The organism is Mycobacterium sp. E3251 (assembly GCF_001666835.1).
Lineage (GTDB): Bacteria > Actinomycetota > Actinomycetes > Mycobacteriales > Mycobacteriaceae > Mycobacterium.
In genome coordinates this window covers 101,856-117,611 of the sequence record NZ_LZJF01000201.1, presented here as the reverse complement: position 1 = coordinate 117,611, position 15,756 = coordinate 101,856, and the positions used below count along the sequence as shown (strand labels likewise).

Here is a 15,756-nt window from a genome sequence, read left to right as displayed (position 1 = left end):
TGAGGTGCCGCGGCTCGTAATTGTGCACGCCGAAGATCGACAGCTGCCGGCGGACGACTTGCTCGGGGTCGAGCGCGATGGCGCCATTAGGGGCGACGGAACCGGCGAGGACGGCGACGCCCTGGCCATCCAGCGCGGCCAATCCGGTCTGCAAGGCCGCCGATGAGCCGGAGAACTCCAACAAGACGTCGCAGCTTTCCACGTCGTGTGCCGATGCCGCCTCGTCGGTAGCGCCGAATTGCCTTGCCAGCTGCCTTCGTTCGGTGCTGGGATCGACCGCCGTGACCGCCGAGGCGCCGGCCGAGGCCGCAGCCGCGACAGCGGTGAGTCCGAGCATGCCGACCCCTACGACGATGACGTGCCTGCCAGTCAGCGGCCCCGCGCGGTCGATCACCGCCATGACCGTGGCCGTCGCGCAGGCGGCGGGAGCGGCGACGGCGTCACTGAGCTCGTAGTCAACGACCGCGATCGCCAAATTGCTTGGCAGGAAGACATATTCGGCATAGGAGCCGGACAACGCCCAGTCCGAGTCGAGCGCCTCGTGCCCGGCCTTGCGGACAGTGCGGCATTTGGCGGTTACCCCGGCGCGGCACCGGTCACAGGTTTGGCAGGGCAGCGTGATCGACCAGATGACGCGTTGGCCGGGGTGCAGATCATGACCGTCGACGTCGCGCCTGCCTGCCTGGCCGACTTCAACGACCTCACCGACGGCCTCGTGGCCGAGGATCGACGGGCACGGTTGTACACGATGGCCGCTGACGGTGTGCCGGTCGCTGCCGCACACGGTGGCCAGGCGCACCCGGACGAGCACGTCGGACGGGCCCAATGGCGGCACCGCCACGCGCTCGACGGCGATCCGGTCACCGCCGCGCCATACTGCCGCGGCGGTGGTGTCGATTCGCCGGTCGAGGGTCGCGCTGGTCATGGAGCGCTCACCGCCACCGGGCGCACGCCGAGCAGGCCGGGCAGGTCGGCCACCGAAGGCAGCAGGTGGGTGTGCCGGTGGGCGCCGAGTTCGTCGGCGTCACTGGCTCCCGAGAGGACGCCCACCACCATCGCGGCACCGGAGTTGGTCCCGGCTTCGAGGTCGCGGGGAGTGTCTCCGGCGACCAGGACGCGCGCCACATCGGTCACACCCAGCCGTTCCATGGCCCGAAAGATCATGTAGGGCGCGGGGCGGCCGGCGGCCACATCGCTGCCGCAGACGACGGTGTCCGCCACCGCGTCGCCCATCCAGCCCAGCGCCGATAGCAGCGATTCGACGATGACTCGGTCGAATCCCGTTGTCAGCGCGACCTTCACACCACGCTCGCGCAAGGTGGACAGAGCCTCAACGACCCCCGGCAGCGGGTGCGGCGGGTGATCGGCGGCGTAGGCGGTGCTGAGCCGGGCATGAAAATCGGCGACCACCACTTCCAGTTCTCCCACGCTCGGGGGCGTGCCGGAGCGGGAGGTGAGTAGTTCGCGCAGCGCTTCGTGTTTCGAGGCACCGTGCCAGCGGGCGATGTCGGCCTCCGACGGCGATGCCCCGTGGGCGCTCGCGGTCTCGGCGAGCACGCGGTAGACCTGCTGACCGTCGTCGATCGTGGTGCCCGCCATGTCCAGAACCACAACCTCGGGCGGGAAGATCGTCATGTGCTCGACTCCTTAGGGCTTGGCGTTGCGCGTCAGGGCGCAGCGCGCGTCCATGGTGTTTTCGAGGGTGAAACTGACCAGCCCTGGCAGGTATCGGTCGTCGTGGTATTCGAGGACCTCGCCGACCGGGCTTCGCGTTGTTCGCTCCTGACGCAGCAACGGAACTCCCTCGGGCACACCGAGGTGCTGCGCGTCCAGCGCGTCGGCGGCCACCGCGTCGATCACATGGGACGCCCGGGCGAACTGCACACCCTGTGAAAGCAGGTATGCCCAAAGGGATCCCGAATCGCAGTCGAAGTCGAACAGGCGCCGACCGACGTGCTCGACGAATACGGCGCGCTCGAGCATCGCGGGCTCGTCGTCGAGGTAGCGCAGCCGCAACACCTCGACGACCGGCGCATCGACGTCGACGTGCAGCACCGAGGCGGCGTGCTGGTCGGCCCGCCGCAGCGCCAATTCCAGGGTCCGCTGCCCGGGCGTACGGCCGATCGAGTGCGCCCAAGCCGAATACGACAGCAGGGTGTCGAAGGGCTGTCCGGTCGCGGTGGAGCAGACCACCGGCGGTTTGCCGCGCCCGCCGGCGATGACACCCTCGGCGCGCAGGGTGGCCAGTGCTTGGCGCACCGGTCCGCGCGACGCGTTCCACTGTTCGCACAGCCGAGACTCCGAGGGCAGCGGGGCGCCCACGACCAATTCACCGAGGCGGATCTGTTCCCTCAGGCTGTCGGCGATGACCTCGTGCAGTGCCGTTGCCACGACTTGACTATACATGTGTGGCCGAGGGCTTCACCCAGGCTAACTTTTGAATCATTCTGTTGGTTAAGAGAATCTGAACATTTGCGGCCCAGTACGTTCCGGTGTTGACAGCTGCTGAACCTCTGTCGGAGGGTTCTTGTAATGACAAGTCGGCGCCCTTGGAATCGGAGCCCCAATGACTGACGTCGCCAGCAACGAGAGCGTCGGGAAGTCCATCGACGACGCGAAACTCGGCGTGTTCCACTTCAAGGCAGCGGCGACAGCCGGGGCGGGTTTCTTCACCGACTCCTATGACCTCAACGTCATTGGCTCGGTGACGCTACTGGCCGCACCGCAGTTCCACCTCGGCAGCGGTCAGATCTCGATGCTGACCAGCTCGACGCTTCTCGCGGTCGCGGTGGGCGCGATGGTATTCGGCCGGCTCGGCGACCTCTTCGGCCGCCGGCGCGTGTACGGGCTCGAAGCCGTGCTGATGATCATCGGGGCCCTGGTGTCGGCGTTCGCCCCGAACTTCACGGTGTTGTTGGTCGGCCGACTGATCCTCGGCGTGGGCATCGGCGGTGACTACCCGGCCAGCGGCGTCATCATTACCGAGTACGCCAATGCGCGAAACCGTGGCCAACTCGTCGGCATGACGTTCCTGTTTTATGTGTTCGGCCAGGTCTGCGCCTACCTCGTGAGCCTGCTGGTCCTCGCGGTCGGTGTCGACAACGACCTGGCCTGGCGACTGATCCTCGGGTTGGGTGTACTGCCGTCGATGCTGGTTCTCTACCAGCGCCGCCACATGCCGGAGTCGCCCCGTTGGACGGCCGAGCATGGTGACGAGCGTCAGGCGCGCCAGGACTTCGAGAAGTTCGCCGAGGCGGGCAACCAAACATTCAGTGCAGCAACGGTTTCTAAGGTTTCGGTCAGTGGGCTGCGGTTGGCGTTGACGAATCGCAAGGTGCTCATCACCCTGCTGGGCACCGCCGGAAGCTGGTTCTTCTTCAACGTCGCGGTGTACGGCAACTCGGTGAGTCAGCCGCTGCTGATCAAGACCATCAGCCCGCACGGTTCCACGCTGTCCAACATCGCGCTGAACGCCGTGCTCGTCGTCTGCTTCAGCCTGGTCGGCGCCGTCGCCGGACTCTTCGTTCTCGACCGATGGCCGCGGCGTCGACTCCAAATCATCGGCTTCGGGTTGTGTGGATTGGCCATGCTGCTGATCACCATGGTGCCCAGCCTGAGCACCGCCGTCCTGCCCTTCGGGATTGTCTTCGGTCTCTCGTTGTTCGGCATCGCGTTCGGTCCGAACTACACCACCATGCTGCTGGCCGCCGAGTCGTACCCGACTGCCGTCCGCAGCAGCCTGCACGGCCTGTCGTCGGGTGTCGCCAAGGTCGGCGCATTCGGGGGAGCGCTCGTGGTGCCGCTTATCCTGGCGTCTTCGGGATTACGGGCAGTGACGCTGTTTGCGTTCGGCTGCTACGTCGCGGCGATCGCGACGACACTCTTGCTCCCGGAACCACGCGGCCGTGCGCTCGACGAGGTCAGTGAAGACCTGAAACTCACGACTGTTGCGACAGCTCCCGCGCGTCAACGCGCCGGAAGACTGGTTTAAGCGCAGTACCTGCCACGCGAAGGTTGTCCATAACCGCACGTCAGCGCAGCTTCTCCGAAGTGCCCCCGGCGGGATCCGGATGCTTCAGCGCCGCTGGGGCACCTACACCATGCAAGACGCCGACGCGGACCAGGCACAAGCCGACGTGGCGTCCGCGCACAAGTCAGCCTCTGCGGGCGACGTCTTGGCTCAGGATCTGGGGCCAGGTCTCGACATCGGCCGGGGTGTGCGCCACGGTGAGCGTTGACCGCGGCATCAGTGCGGCAAGCGATTCCGCTGTCGACATCGGATGGGCCGGGTCGCCGACCCAGGCCAGAATCTTCGTCGGCACATCGATTCGTGCGACCGCTTCGCGAGCGGGCAGGTCGCTGAGAGCCGCGCCCCGAAACAGTGACGGCAGCAGCGCGTCGGCCACATCGGGAACTGTTTCGGGCGCGCCGACCGTGGCCGGCGGCGGAATCGCCCCACGCGCCGACGCGATGAATGCCCCGACTCCCTCGGTTTCGATAACTTCGGCCGCAACCCGGTAGATCGCCGCCTGCGCGGGCCGGGTTTCCCACGCGGTGGCCGGCACCATGAGCGTGAGGCCGGCGAAGCGGTCCGGCTCGCGGGCAGCCGCGTGCAGCAGCGTGCCGGTACCCATGGACGGGCCGACTCCGTGCACCCGTTCGCCGGGAAACCACTTGTCGAGCAGCTGCAGAAGATCCTCGGCAAGGCTTTCCCATCGGTAATCCTCCGGGACCTTGCGCCCAGTCGACTTGCCATGGCCGCGTGCGTCGTACCGCAGCAGTCGGGTCCCGCTGAGGCCCCTGCCGAGGTCGAGATTGAGCACCCGGTCACGCGCGCGGCTGGAGGTAAGCCCGTGCAGCTGAACTACCGGATGACCACCTTCGTCGCTCAGTTCAACCGCAAGCTCTGCTCCGGGAACCACGAAAGTGGACATCACGCAACTCTTCTCATGACCGGTCGGCTCGCCCCGGAGCCGACCGCGCAGACCGAGCACTCAGGCTAACTGGGGCGTTAGGGTACCGCCATGCGGCTGACGAACGTGGCGCACCTGCGGCTGCCCTTTGGACGACTCTGGGGCTACGACGTGTCGGTGTCTGACCTCGGCCGGCAGCTCCCGGTGTCTTTCGACCAGCGCATACACGTTGGCGCGGGCGCGCGACCCGGCTCCTGGATGGCTCTGTCCATTCGGTTGCCGGCGGGGGTCAGCCGCCAATCGTTGGCCGATGCGTGGCTGGCTGTGATCGCCCGCCACGGCACCTTACGAACGGCATTCACACCTGGGGTGGACGGCGATCCGCAGCTGAACGAGATCGATATTCACCCAGGCAAGTGGGTAGAGCATGAGATCAGCCCGGGCCAGGCGGTCAACGACGCACTGCGAGTAGTTCTCAATGCGACGTGCTCGCCCTATGAGCGGCCCTCACATCGATTGTGTGTGTTGGAGACTGCCGCCGGATCGACGGTGGTGATCGCTGCCGACCACGCCCACGTGGACATGTGGTCGATGCTGGTGATCGCCCGGGACCTGTTGTCGATGCTCGCCGACGCGCGGATCGGACGTACGTCGTTGCTGCAGCCGCCGCCCGCATTTGTCGTGCACACGCAAGCACTGCTGGACCTTCCCGCCGCACCGGACAGCGTGCGCGCGCGATGGGCACAAATCATCAGCGACAGCGGTGGAGTGATGCCACGGTTCCCGCTGCCGTTGGGTGGGTCGGGGCCGCATCCGGAACGCGTTGAGGTGCGTGACGTGTTCGATGTCGATGACGGCGCCGCGTTCGCGGCGCAGGCACGCGAAGACGGTGTCTCGACGCTGGCACTCGCTGTGGTCGCCATGACTGCGGTGACCCGCGAGTTGGCCGGGGTGCCGCTGCGCGCGGTCTTCCCCGTGCACAGCCGATTTGAAGACAAATGGCACGACTCGGTGGGCTGGTTCATCACCAATTCGGTCCTGGAGTCGGCGGTTGCCGAGCCGCACGCCGCGGCCGCCGCCGTCAAAGAGGCCGTGCAGCTTGGTTCCTGGCCACTGGCCGACGTACTGGCTCCGTGGGGTGGAATGCCCATCGCGCCCGGCATGTTCGCGATTTCCTGGCTGGACCAAAGCAGACTTCCGGTGCGCATCGACTCGGTCGGACTCGACGCCCAGTATGTGAGCGCGAGCGTTGACACCGACGGCGTCATGCTCTGGTTCATCCAGGACGAGTCCGGGCTACATCTGCGATGCCGCTACCCGGATACCGCGGAGGCACGAACCAACGTGGGGGCGTGGCTGGACCTGTTGGTGGCGCGCCTACAGGCACTGGCCCAGTCCTCGGTTCGAGGACTGCTGCGGGTAGGGGGCCGCACATATCGTGTGCAGCGCGCGACGCGCGAAGACGTGGGGGTGATCGCCCAGCTGCTCTCCGACGACGAATTCGGTCAGGATCGCGAAGACGCCGAACTCGAACGCTACGAGGCGGCCTACGACATCGTCGTTCGCAACCGATCCAACTATCTCGGAGTCGTCCTGAACAGTTCCGACATGGTCGTCGCGACCGCGCAATTGACGATCATTCCCGGCCTGTCCCGCGGCGGCTCCACCCGGCTGCAGATCGAGGGATTACGGGTCGCCAAAGCCGAACGCGCACAGGGTCTTGGTACCGCACTCGTCGAGTGGGCACACAACTACGGCCGAGCCCACGGGGCACGGCTGGCGCAGGTGACCACAGACGAGGCTCGCGAAAGGGCTCGGGCGTTCTATGGCCGGCTCGGGTACCACGCCGCGCACGTAGGGCTGAAACGCACCATCTAAGCAAAGTGGCCGGTGTGCGACCGACGCGGCTGCACGACGCCAGTGACACTGAGGCCCGAAACGGCGTTTTCATCAGCCGAGCTGACTAACGGATACCGTCTGACCTGCAAGAACATGAGTGCCCCCGGCAGGATTCGAACCTGCGGCCTTCTGCTCCGGAGGCAGACGCTCTATCCCCTGAGCTACGGGGGCGCTACGACTTCGGTGTTGCGCCATTGGGCCCCGCCAGACTAGCGCATGTTGGTGGCCGCTTCGTCACCGCAATGGATTCGGGGCGCGGGCACCTCAGCCAATAGGATGGACGCTCGTGACCCCCGCTGACCTCGCTGAGCTGCTCAAGTCCACCGCCTCCGCGGTGCTGGCCGAGCGCGGGCTGGATGCTGCCGCGTTGCCGGCGACGGTCACCGTGGAGCGGCCCCGTAATCCCGAGCACGGCGACTACGCCAGCAACCTGGCGCTGCAGCTGGGCAAGAAGGTCGGCGCCAACCCCCGTGAACTGGCTGGATGGCTGGCCGAGGCGCTCGCACAGGCCGACGGCGTCGCCTCGGCGGAGGTGGCCGGGCCCGGATTCATCAACCTGCGCCTCGAGACGTCGGCGCAGGCCAAGATCGTCAACGCCGTCCTCGACGCCGGCGACACCTTCGGCCACTCCGACGCGCAGGGCGGCCACAAGATCAACCTGGAGTTTGTCTCGGCCAACCCCACCGGACCCATCCACATCGGCGGCACCCGCTGGGCCGCCGTCGGCGATGCCTTGGGACGGCTGCTGGCCACCCAGGGCGCCGATGTCGAGCGCGAGTACTACTTCAACGACCACGGCGCCCAGATCGACCGGTTCGCCAGCTCGCTGATCGCCGCCGCCAAGGGCGAATCGACGCCCGAGGACGGCTATGCCGGCGCCTACATCAACGACATCGCCGCGCAGGTGCTGCAGAAGGCGCCCGACGCGCTGAACCTGCCCGACCCCGACATGCGCGAGACGTTCCGCGCAATCGGCGTCGACCTGATGTTCACCCACATCAAGGAGTCGTTGCACGAGTTCGGCACCGACTTCGACGTCTACACCCACGAAGACTCGATGCACACCAGCGGCCGGGTCGACCAGGCCATCGCCCGGTTGCGTGAGACGGGCAACATCTACGAGAAAGACGGCGCAAGCTGGTTGCGCACCAGCGCTTTTGGTGACGACAAAGACCGCGTCGTGATCAAGAGCGACGGCAAGCCCGCCTACATCGCCGGTGACATCGCCTATTACCTGGACAAGCGGCAGCGCGGCTTCGACCTGTGCATCTACATGCTCGGCGCCGACCACCACGGATACATCGCCCGGCTCAAGGCCGTAGCCGCCGCGTTCGGTGATGACCCGGCGACCGTCGAGGTCCTGATCGGGCAGATGGTCAACCTGGTCCGCGACGGCGCGCCGGTCCGGATGAGCAAGCGGGCCGGAACGGTCATCACGCTCGACGACCTGGTCGAGGCGATCGGCGTCGACGCGGCGCGCTACAGCCTCATCCGCTCCTCGGTCGACACCCCGATCGACATTGACCTGGCGCTGTGGTCGTCGGCCTCGAACGAAAACCCGGTCTACTACGTGCAATACGCGCATGCCCGGCTGTCGGCGCTGGCCCGCAACGCCGCCGAACTCGGCCTGGTGCCCGACACCGGTCACCTCGAGCTGCTCAGCCACGACAAGGAGGGGACGCTGTTGCGTAGCATCGGCGAATTCCCCCGCGTGCTGGAAACGGCTGCGTCCCTGCGGGAACCGCACCGGGTCTGCCGCTACCTGGAAGACCTGGCCGGCGACTACCACCGGTTCTACGACTCGTGCCGTGTTCTCCCCCAGGGCGACGAACAACCCACCGACCTGCACACCGCGCGCCTGGCGCTGTGCGAGGCCACCCGCCAGGTCATCGCCAACGGGCTGACGATCCTGGGCGTCACCGCTCCGGAGCGAATGTGAACGTACACCCGGCCGGTCCGCGGCACGCCGAAGAGACCCGACCCCCCAACAGCCCGCCGCGACCGCAATCCCCCGACGAGCTGCTGCGGCTCGCGCCGAATGTGTGGCCGCGCAACATCATTCGCGACGACACGGGTGTGGCGAGCCTCGCCGGAATCCCGGTGACCCAGCTCGCCCAGGAGTACGGCACCCCGCTGTTCGTCGTCGACGAGGACGACTTCCGTTCCCGCTGCCGCGAGCTGGCGACGGCCTTCGGCGGTGGGCGCAACGTCTGCTACGCGGCGAAGGCCTTCCTGTGCAGCGAGATCGCGCGCTGGGTTGATGAGGAAGGCCTCTCGCTCGACGTGTCCACAGGCGGCGAGCTCGCGGTCGCGCTGCACGCCGACTTCCCGCCAGAGCGGATCACCTTCCACGGCAACAACAAATCCGTCGCGGAGCTGACCGCGGCGGTCAAAGTGGGTGTCGGGCAGATCGTGCTGGACTCGATGACCGAAATCGAGCGCCTCGATGCCATCGCGGGGGAGGCCGGCGTCGTCCAGGATGTCTACGTCCGGCTCACGGTCGGGGTCGAGGCGCACACGCACGAGTTCATCTCCACGGCACACGAAGACCAGAAGTTCGGACTGTCGGTGGCCAGCGGCGCGGCGATGGCCGCGGTGCGCCGGGTGTTCGCCACCGACCACCTGCGACTGGTGGGCCTGCACAGCCACATCGGCTCCCAGATCTTTGACGTCGACGGTTTCGAGGTCGCCGCGCATCGCGTCATCGGATTGCTGCAGCAAATCGTCGGCGAATTCGGCGTCGACAAGACGGGGCAGATTTCGACCGTAGATCTCGGTGGGGGACTGGGGATTTCATACCTGGGAACCGACGACCCGCCGCCGGTGGCCGAACTGGCGGCCAAGCTGACGGCCATCGTCGGCAACGAGTCGGCGGCCGTGGGGCTGCCCACCCCGAGGCTGGTGGTGGAGCCCGGACGTGCCATCGCCGGGCCCGGAACCATCACCCTGTATGAGGTGGGCACCGTCAAGGACGTCGACGTGAGCAGCACAGCCCAACGCCGTTATGTCAGCGTCGACGGCGGGATGAGCGACAACATTCGCACCGCGCTCTATGACGCGCAGTACGACGCACGGCTCGTCTCGCGCGACAGCGACGCACCGGCGACGCTGGCGCGGATCGTCGGAAAGCATTGCGAGACCGGTGACATCGTGGTGCGCGACGCGTGGGTGCCCGACGACCTTCGGCCCGGTGACCTGCTCGGGGTCGCGGCGACCGGCGCGTACTGCTATTCGCTGTCGAGCCGCTACAACATGATCTGCCGGCCGGCGGTGGTGGCGGTACGCGCGGGGCGGTCCCGCCTGATCCTGCGCCGCGAGACGGTTGACGATCTATTGAGTCTGGAAGTGAGGTGAACTGTGCCCAGTGACGAAAAGCCGGTCGGCGTAGCGGTACTCGGGTTCGGCAACGTCGGAAGCGAAGTTGTCCGCATCATCGAGGACAGCGCCGACGACCTCGCGGCTCGGGTGGGCGCGCCGCTGGTGTTGCGCGGCGTCGGAGTGCGGCGGGTCGCCGCCGACCGCGGTGTCCCGATCGAGTTGCTCACCGACAACATCGAGGAACTCGTCTCCCGCGAGGACGTCGACATCGTCTTGGAGCTGATGGGGCCGGTCGAACCTGCCCGCAAGGCCATCCTGCGCGCGCTCGAGCACGGCAAATCCGTCGTCACGGCGAACAAGGCGCTGCTGGCGACCTCCACCGGGGAATTGGCGCAGGCCGCCGAAAACGCCCACGTCGACCTGTATTTCGAGGCGGCGGTTGCCGGTGCGATCCCGGTCATCCGCCCGCTTACCCAGTCGCTGGCGGGTGACACCGTGCTGCGGGTCGCCGGCATCGTCAACGGCACCACCAACTACATCCTGTCCGCAATGGACAGCACCGGCGCCGACTACCAGACCGCGCTGGCCGAGGCGAGCGCGCTGGGCTACGCCGAGGCCGATCCCACGGCCGACGTCGAAGGCTACGACGCCGCGGCCAAAGCCGCGATCCTGGCATCGATCGCCTTTCACACCCGAGTCACCGCCGACGACGTCTATCGCGAGGGCATCACCAAAATCACCCCGGCCGACTTCGTCTCCGCGCGGTCGCTGGGCTGCACCATCAAGCTGCTGTCCATCTGCGAGCGCATCCCGGGCGACGATGGACAGGAACGGGTCTCGGCCCGCGTCTACCCGGCGCTGGTGCCGTTGTCGCACCCGTTGGCCACCGTCAACGGGGCGTTCAACGCCGTGGTGGTCGAGGCCAAGGCGGCCGGTCGGCTGATGTTCTACGGGCAGGGCGCCGGTGGCGCACCCACCGCATCCGCGGTCACCGGTGACTTGGTGATGGCCGCCCGCAACCGGGTGCTGGGCAGCCGCGGGCCGAAAGAATCCAAGTACGCCCAGCTTCCCATCGCCCCAATGGGTTTCATCAACACCCGCTACTACGTCAGCATGAACGTCGCCGACAAGCCCGGAGTGTTGTCCACGGTGGCAGCCGAATTCGCCAAGCGCGAGGTGAGCATCGCCGAGGTCCGGCAGGAGGGCGTGTCCGACGAGGGCGGGCGACGGGTGGGCGCCCGTGTCGTGGTGGTCACCCACAGCGCCACCGACGCCGCGCTCTCCGAAACCGTCGATGCGCTGGCGGATTTGGATGTCGTGCAAGGCGTTACCAGTGTGCTGCGATTGGAAGAGACCGGTTCATGAGCGTCCCGCATACCGCCGTGCACCAACCGTGGCCCGGACTGATCGCGGCGTACCGCGACCGGCTGCCGGTCGGCGACGACTGGACCCCGGTCACCCTGCTCGAGGGCGGCACCCCGCTGATCGCGGCAACTCGTCTCTCGGAAAAGACCGGCTGCACGGTCCACCTCAAGGTCGAGGGCCTCAACCCGACCGGCTCGTTCAAGGACCGGGGCATGACCATGGCGGTCACCGACGCACTGGCGCGGGGCCAACAGGCCGTGTTGTGCGCCTCGACCGGCAATACCTCGGCGTCGGCGGCGGCATACGCCGCACGGGCGGGCATCACCTGCGCGGTGCTCATCCCGCAGGGCAAGATCGCGATGGGCAAGCTGGCGCAGGCGGTCATGCACGGCGCCAAGATCATTCAGATCGACGGCAACTTCGACGACTGCCTGGAACTGGCTCGCAAAATGGCCGCCGACTTCCCGACGATCGCGTTGGTCAACTCCGTCAACCCGGTCCGCATCGAGGGCCAGAAGACGGCGGCGTTCGAGATCGTCGACGCGCTGGGTGCCGCGCCGGACGTGCACGCTCTTCCGGTGGGCAACGCGGGCAACATCACCGCGTACTGGAAGGGCTACACCGAGTACCACCAGGACGGCGTGATCGACAAGCTGCCCCGGATGCTGGGCACCCAGGCGGCCGGCGCCGCGCCACTAGTACACGGCGCCCCGGTCAGCAACCCCGAGACGATCGCGACCGCGATACGGATCGGCGCGCCCGCCTCGTGGGCGGCCGCGGTCAACGCGCAGCAGCAGTCCAACGGACGGTTTCTGGCCGCCACCGACGAGGAGATCCTCGCGGCGTATCACCTGGTGGCCGAAAGTGAAGGCGTCTTCGTCGAGCCCGCCTCGGCGGCCAGCATCGCGGGTCTGCTCAAGGCCGTTGACGACGGTTGGGTCGCGCGCGGATCGACCGTGGTGTGTACGGTGACCGGCAATGGCCTCAAGGACCCCGACACGGCGCTGAAGGACATGCCGACCGTCTCCCCGCTGCCGGTTGATCCGGTGCTCGTCGTCGAGAAGCTGGGGCTCTCCTGAATGAGAACCTGTCGGTGAGCCAGATGCTGCCCGCCGGGCTGGTAGCGAGCGCCGTGGTGTCGGCGTCCAGTGCCAACCTCGGTCCCGGTTTCGACAGCATCGGTTTGGCGCTGAGCCTCTGCGATGAGATCGTCGTGGAGACAACGGATTCCGGCCTGGTCGTGCTGGTCGAAGGGGAGGGTGCCGAACAGGTGCCGCGGGGCCCCGAACACCTGGTGGTGCGCGCCGTGGAATGCGGACTGCGCGCCGTGGGCGTCCACGCCCCGGGCCTGGTGGTCCGCTGCCGCAATGCCATTCCGCACTCCCGCGGTCTGGGCTCTTCCGCGGCGGCCGTGGTCGGAGGCCTGGCTGCGGCCAATGGTCTTGTGGCGCAGACGGATTGGAAACCGCTGAGCGATGCCCAGCTGATCCAGCTGTCCTCTGAGTTCGAGGGCCACCCCGACAACGCCGCGGCGGCCGTGCTGGGTGGTGCGGTGGTCTCCTGGATCGACCGCTCCGGTGACCGTCCCCGGTATTCCGCGGTGCCCGTGCGCCTCCACCCGGACATCCGGCTGTACTGCGCGATACCCCAGGAGCGCTCGTTGACCGCGGAGACCCGGGTGTTATTGCCCGCCCAGGTGAGTCACGAGGACGCCCGGTTCAACGTCAGCCGCGCCGCCTTGCTGGTGGTGGCGTTGAGCGAACGTCCGGACATGCTCATGCCGGCCACCGAGGATGTGCTCCATCAACCGCAGCGCGCTCCCGCGATGCCGGCCTCCGCGGAATATTTGCGACTGTTGCGGCGTCATAACGTGGCAGCGACACTTTCGGGGGCCGGTCCGGCGCTGATTGCGCTGAGCATTGCGCAGGAGTTACCCACGGAAGTGCTGGAGTACGGGGCCGCGAACGGATTTGCCCTCACTGAGATGACCGCCGGCGAAGGAGTTCGCTGGAGCCCGGGAGTCACAGTCCCTGGTTGATCCACAGCGTGGCCGGAGGGTTTGCTTGCTTCCAGGCAGGATGCGGGCTATCCTCGGACCCGTCCAGCAATCGCAGCATCTGCATCTGCATACATACTGCCTTGCCGCTAGGACAACACCAATTCTTCTCGTGGACGAGGTTCGCCGCTTACTCCGCCGATTAAGGCGATCACCGTTGCAGAGTCGATATTTGGGCGCACTCGGCGATTTGGCTGAATGCAACGAACCCCCCGGATGACCTGATCAGCGGGGGAAGAAAGGAAATCCGTGACCGATACGGACCTGTTCACGGCTGACGCGAGCACCGAAAGCAACGAGGTGCCGAGCGCTGTGACCCCAGACACACCCGATGTCAAAACCAAAGCCACGGTTGGCTCGCTGTCGACCATGGTGCTTCCCGAATTGCGCGCGTTGGCTAACGAGGTCGGCGTCAAGGGAACGTCGGGCATGCGCAAGAACGAACTCATCGCCGCCATAAAGGAAACCAGGGGACAGTCCAACGGGACTTCCGCCCCTGCCACCCCCGAGGACGGCGCCAAGTCCGAGGCCGCCGGCGCCGAAGCGCCTTCCGGCGAGGACCACCAGAACGGTTCGACAACCGAGGCGCCCCGCCGCGAACGGCGCAGCGCCTCCCGCGAGCCGGGATCAGCCCGCACCGCCGACGAAGCGGATGGCGAGCGCTCACGCAACCGCGAGGGCAATGCGACCGGCGAGGACCACACCCGCCAGGGCGGCAAGCGCGACAACCAGAGCGACGAGCGCGGCCAGGACTCCGGCAGCGAGCAAAGCGGTGATCAGCAGGGCTCGGGCGGCCAGCAGCCTCGTGGCGGCTCGAACCAGCAGGACGACGACGGCGAGGGTCGTGGAGGCAGGCGTGGTCGCCGCTTCCGCGATCGCAGGCGTCGCGGTGAGCGGTCCGGCGAGGGCGGCGACACCGAACTGCGCGAGGACGACGTCGTGCAGCCGGTCGCCGGAATCCTTGACGTTCTCGACAATTACGCGTTCGTCCGCACCTCCGGTTACCTGGCCGGTCCGCACGACGTCTACGTGTCCATGAACATGGTGCGCAAGAACGGCCTGCGCCGCGGCGACGCGGTGACCGGCGCGGTCCGCGTGCCGAAGGACGGCGAACAGCCCAACCAGCGTCAGAAGTTCAACCCGCTGGTCCGCCTGGACAGTGTCAACGGCGGGCCGGTCGAGGACGCGAAAAAGCGCCCCGATTTCTCCAAGCTGACGCCGCTCTACCCGAACCAGCGGCTTCGCCTGGAAACCACCCCGGACCGGCTGACCACCCGGGTCATCGACCTGATCATGCCGATCGGTAAGGGCCAGCGCGCCCTGATCGTTTCGCCGCCGAAGGCCGGTAAGACGACCATCCTGCAGGACATCGCCAACGCGATCACCAGGAACAACCCGGAATGCCACCTCATGGTCGTGCTCGTCGATGAGCGCCCCGAGGAGGTCACCGACATGACGCGTTCCGTCAAGGGTGAGGTCATCGCCTCGACCTTCGACCGGCCGCCGTCGGACCACACCTCCGTCGCCGAACTGGCCATCGAGCGCGCCAAGCGGCTCGTTGAGCAGGGCAAAGACGTGGTGGTGCTACTCGACTCGATCACCCGTCTGGGCCGCGCCTACAACAACGCGTCGCCCGCGTCGGGCCGGATCCTGTCCGGTGGTGTCGACTCGACCGCGCTGTACCCGCCCAAGCGTTTCCTGGGTGCCGCACGAAACATCGAGGAAGGCGGATCGCTGACGATCATTGCCACGGCAATGGTCGAGACCGGGTCCACCGGTGACACCGTCATCTTCGAGGAGTTCAAGGGCACCGGTAACGCCGAGCTCAAGCTGGACCGCAAGATCTCCGAACGACGGGTCTTCCCGGCGGTCGACGTGAACCCCTCCGGTACCCGCAAGGACGAGCTGCTGCTCTCGCCGGACGAGTTCGCGATCGTGCACAAGCTGCGCCGCGTGCTGTCGGGTCTGGACTCTCACCAGGCCATCGACCTGCTGATGTCGCAGCTGCGCAAGACCAAGAACAACTACGAGTTCCTGGTGCAGGTATCCAAGACGACACCGGGATCGATGGACAACGACTGACCGCGGGGCGCGTTCTACGGCGTGTCGTCACCGCGACACTTAAACCACGCAGACGACACGCCGGCAAACCCCGCCATGGTTTATGTCTCGCGGCAACCCAGGCGCCGGGAATGCCGACGGGTA

At 67.1% G+C, this 15,756-nt stretch carries 12 protein-coding genes and 1 tRNA gene; 8 read left to right on the top strand and 5 right to left on the bottom strand.

Features of this window, described 5'->3' with window-relative positions:
• The 3 genes from A5697_RS26505 to A5697_RS26495 all read right to left on the bottom strand — a co-directional run.
• Positions 1 to 925, bottom strand: a 925-nt coding sequence (locus A5697_RS26505; RefSeq protein ID WP_068012704.1) for an alcohol dehydrogenase catalytic domain-containing protein, incomplete at its 3' end; no start/stop codon positions are given.
• Complete coding sequence (locus A5697_RS26500) at positions 922 to 1,635, bottom strand: phosphonatase-like hydrolase (RefSeq protein ID WP_067951055.1); 714 nt, start codon at positions 1,633 to 1,635, stop codon at positions 922 to 924. The genes A5697_RS26500 and A5697_RS26505, both read right to left, overlap by 4 nt.
• A gap of 12 nt (positions 1,636 to 1,647) precedes the next feature.
• Positions 1,648 to 2,391, bottom strand: coding sequence for a GntR family transcriptional regulator (locus tag A5697_RS26495; RefSeq protein WP_082953608.1), 744 nt, complete (start codon positions 2,389 to 2,391; stop codon positions 1,648 to 1,650).
• 175 nt (positions 2,392 to 2,566) lie between these two features.
• Here A5697_RS26495 and A5697_RS26490 point away from each other — a divergent pair, with 175 nt between their 5' ends.
• Complete coding sequence (locus tag A5697_RS26490; RefSeq protein WP_068012701.1) at positions 2,567 to 3,991, top strand: MFS transporter; 1,425 nt, start codon at positions 2,567 to 2,569, stop codon at positions 3,989 to 3,991.
• Between the two features lie 163 nt (positions 3,992 to 4,154).
• On the opposite strand, the gene A5697_RS26485 is transcribed toward A5697_RS26490, so the two are convergent.
• Positions 4,155 to 4,934, bottom strand: coding sequence for an alpha/beta fold hydrolase (locus tag A5697_RS26485; protein WP_068012700.1), 780 nt, complete (start codon positions 4,932 to 4,934; stop codon positions 4,155 to 4,157).
• 90 nt (positions 4,935 to 5,024) lie between these two features.
• On the opposite strand from A5697_RS26485, the gene A5697_RS26480 reads away from it, so the two are divergent.
• On the top strand, positions 5,025 to 6,791 hold the full coding sequence (locus A5697_RS26480) for a GNAT family N-acetyltransferase (RefSeq protein WP_068012698.1): 1,767 nt from the start codon (positions 5,025 to 5,027) through the stop codon (positions 6,789 to 6,791).
• A 119-nt stretch (positions 6,792 to 6,910) separates the two neighbouring features.
• Here A5697_RS26480 and A5697_RS26475 read toward each other — a convergent pair.
• A tRNA-Arg gene (locus tag A5697_RS26475) sits at positions 6,911 to 6,983 on the bottom strand.
• Between the two features lie 115 nt (positions 6,984 to 7,098).
• Between A5697_RS26475 and argS the strand changes: the two genes are divergently transcribed.
• The 6 genes from argS (at position 7,099) to rho (ending at position 15,633) form a co-directional block, all read left to right on the top strand.
• Positions 7,099 to 8,751, top strand: coding sequence for an arginine--tRNA ligase (gene argS, locus A5697_RS26470; protein WP_068012696.1), 1,653 nt, complete (start codon positions 7,099 to 7,101; stop codon positions 8,749 to 8,751).
• On the top strand, positions 8,748 to 10,166 hold the full coding sequence (gene lysA / locus A5697_RS26465; protein WP_068012694.1) for a diaminopimelate decarboxylase: 1,419 nt from the start codon (positions 8,748 to 8,750) through the stop codon (positions 10,164 to 10,166). Before argS ends, lysA begins: the two co-directional genes overlap by 4 nt.
• Before the next feature lie 3 nt (positions 10,167 to 10,169).
• Positions 10,170 to 11,495: a homoserine dehydrogenase gene (locus A5697_RS26460; RefSeq protein ID WP_068012692.1), complete on the top strand. Its 1,326-nt coding sequence runs from the start codon at positions 10,170 to 10,172 to the stop codon at positions 11,493 to 11,495.
• A complete protein-coding gene (gene thrC / locus A5697_RS26455; RefSeq protein WP_067951042.1) occupies positions 11,492 to 12,574 on the top strand; it encodes a threonine synthase in 1,083 nt (360 codons plus the stop codon). The genes A5697_RS26460 and thrC overlap by 4 nt, the downstream gene beginning before the upstream one ends.
• A 23-nt stretch (positions 12,575 to 12,597) precedes the next feature.
• Positions 12,598 to 13,533, top strand: a complete 936-nt coding sequence (thrB, locus tag A5697_RS26450; RefSeq protein ID WP_067951039.1) for a homoserine kinase — start codon at positions 12,598 to 12,600, stop codon at positions 13,531 to 13,533.
• Positions 13,534 to 13,800: 267 nt separating this feature from the next.
• Positions 13,801 to 15,633, top strand: a complete 1,833-nt coding sequence (gene rho, locus A5697_RS26445; RefSeq protein WP_068012691.1) for a transcription termination factor Rho — start codon at positions 13,801 to 13,803, stop codon at positions 15,631 to 15,633.
• Positions 15,634 to 15,756 lie beyond the last annotated feature (123 nt).

Bases quoted from the DNA above. Each gene is read 5' to 3' on its own strand.
- A5697_RS26500 (WP_067951055.1), bottom strand. From the start codon at position 1,635: ATGACGATCTTCCCGCCCGAGGTTGTGGTTCTGGACATGGCGGGCACC.
- thrC (WP_067951042.1), top strand. From the start codon at position 11,492: ATGAGCGTCCCGCATACCGCCGTGCACCAACCGTGGCCCGGACTGATC.
- A5697_RS26490 (WP_068012701.1), top strand. From the start codon at position 2,567: ATGACTGACGTCGCCAGCAACGAGAGCGTCGGGAAGTCCATCGACGAC.
- A5697_RS26480 (WP_068012698.1), top strand. From the start codon at position 5,025: ATGCGGCTGACGAACGTGGCGCACCTGCGGCTGCCCTTTGGACGACTC.
- thrB (WP_067951039.1), top strand. From the start codon at position 12,598: ATGCTGCCCGCCGGGCTGGTAGCGAGCGCCGTGGTGTCGGCGTCCAGT.
- A5697_RS26485 (WP_068012700.1), bottom strand. From the start codon at position 4,934: ATGTCCACTTTCGTGGTTCCCGGAGCAGAGCTTGCGGTTGAACTGAGC.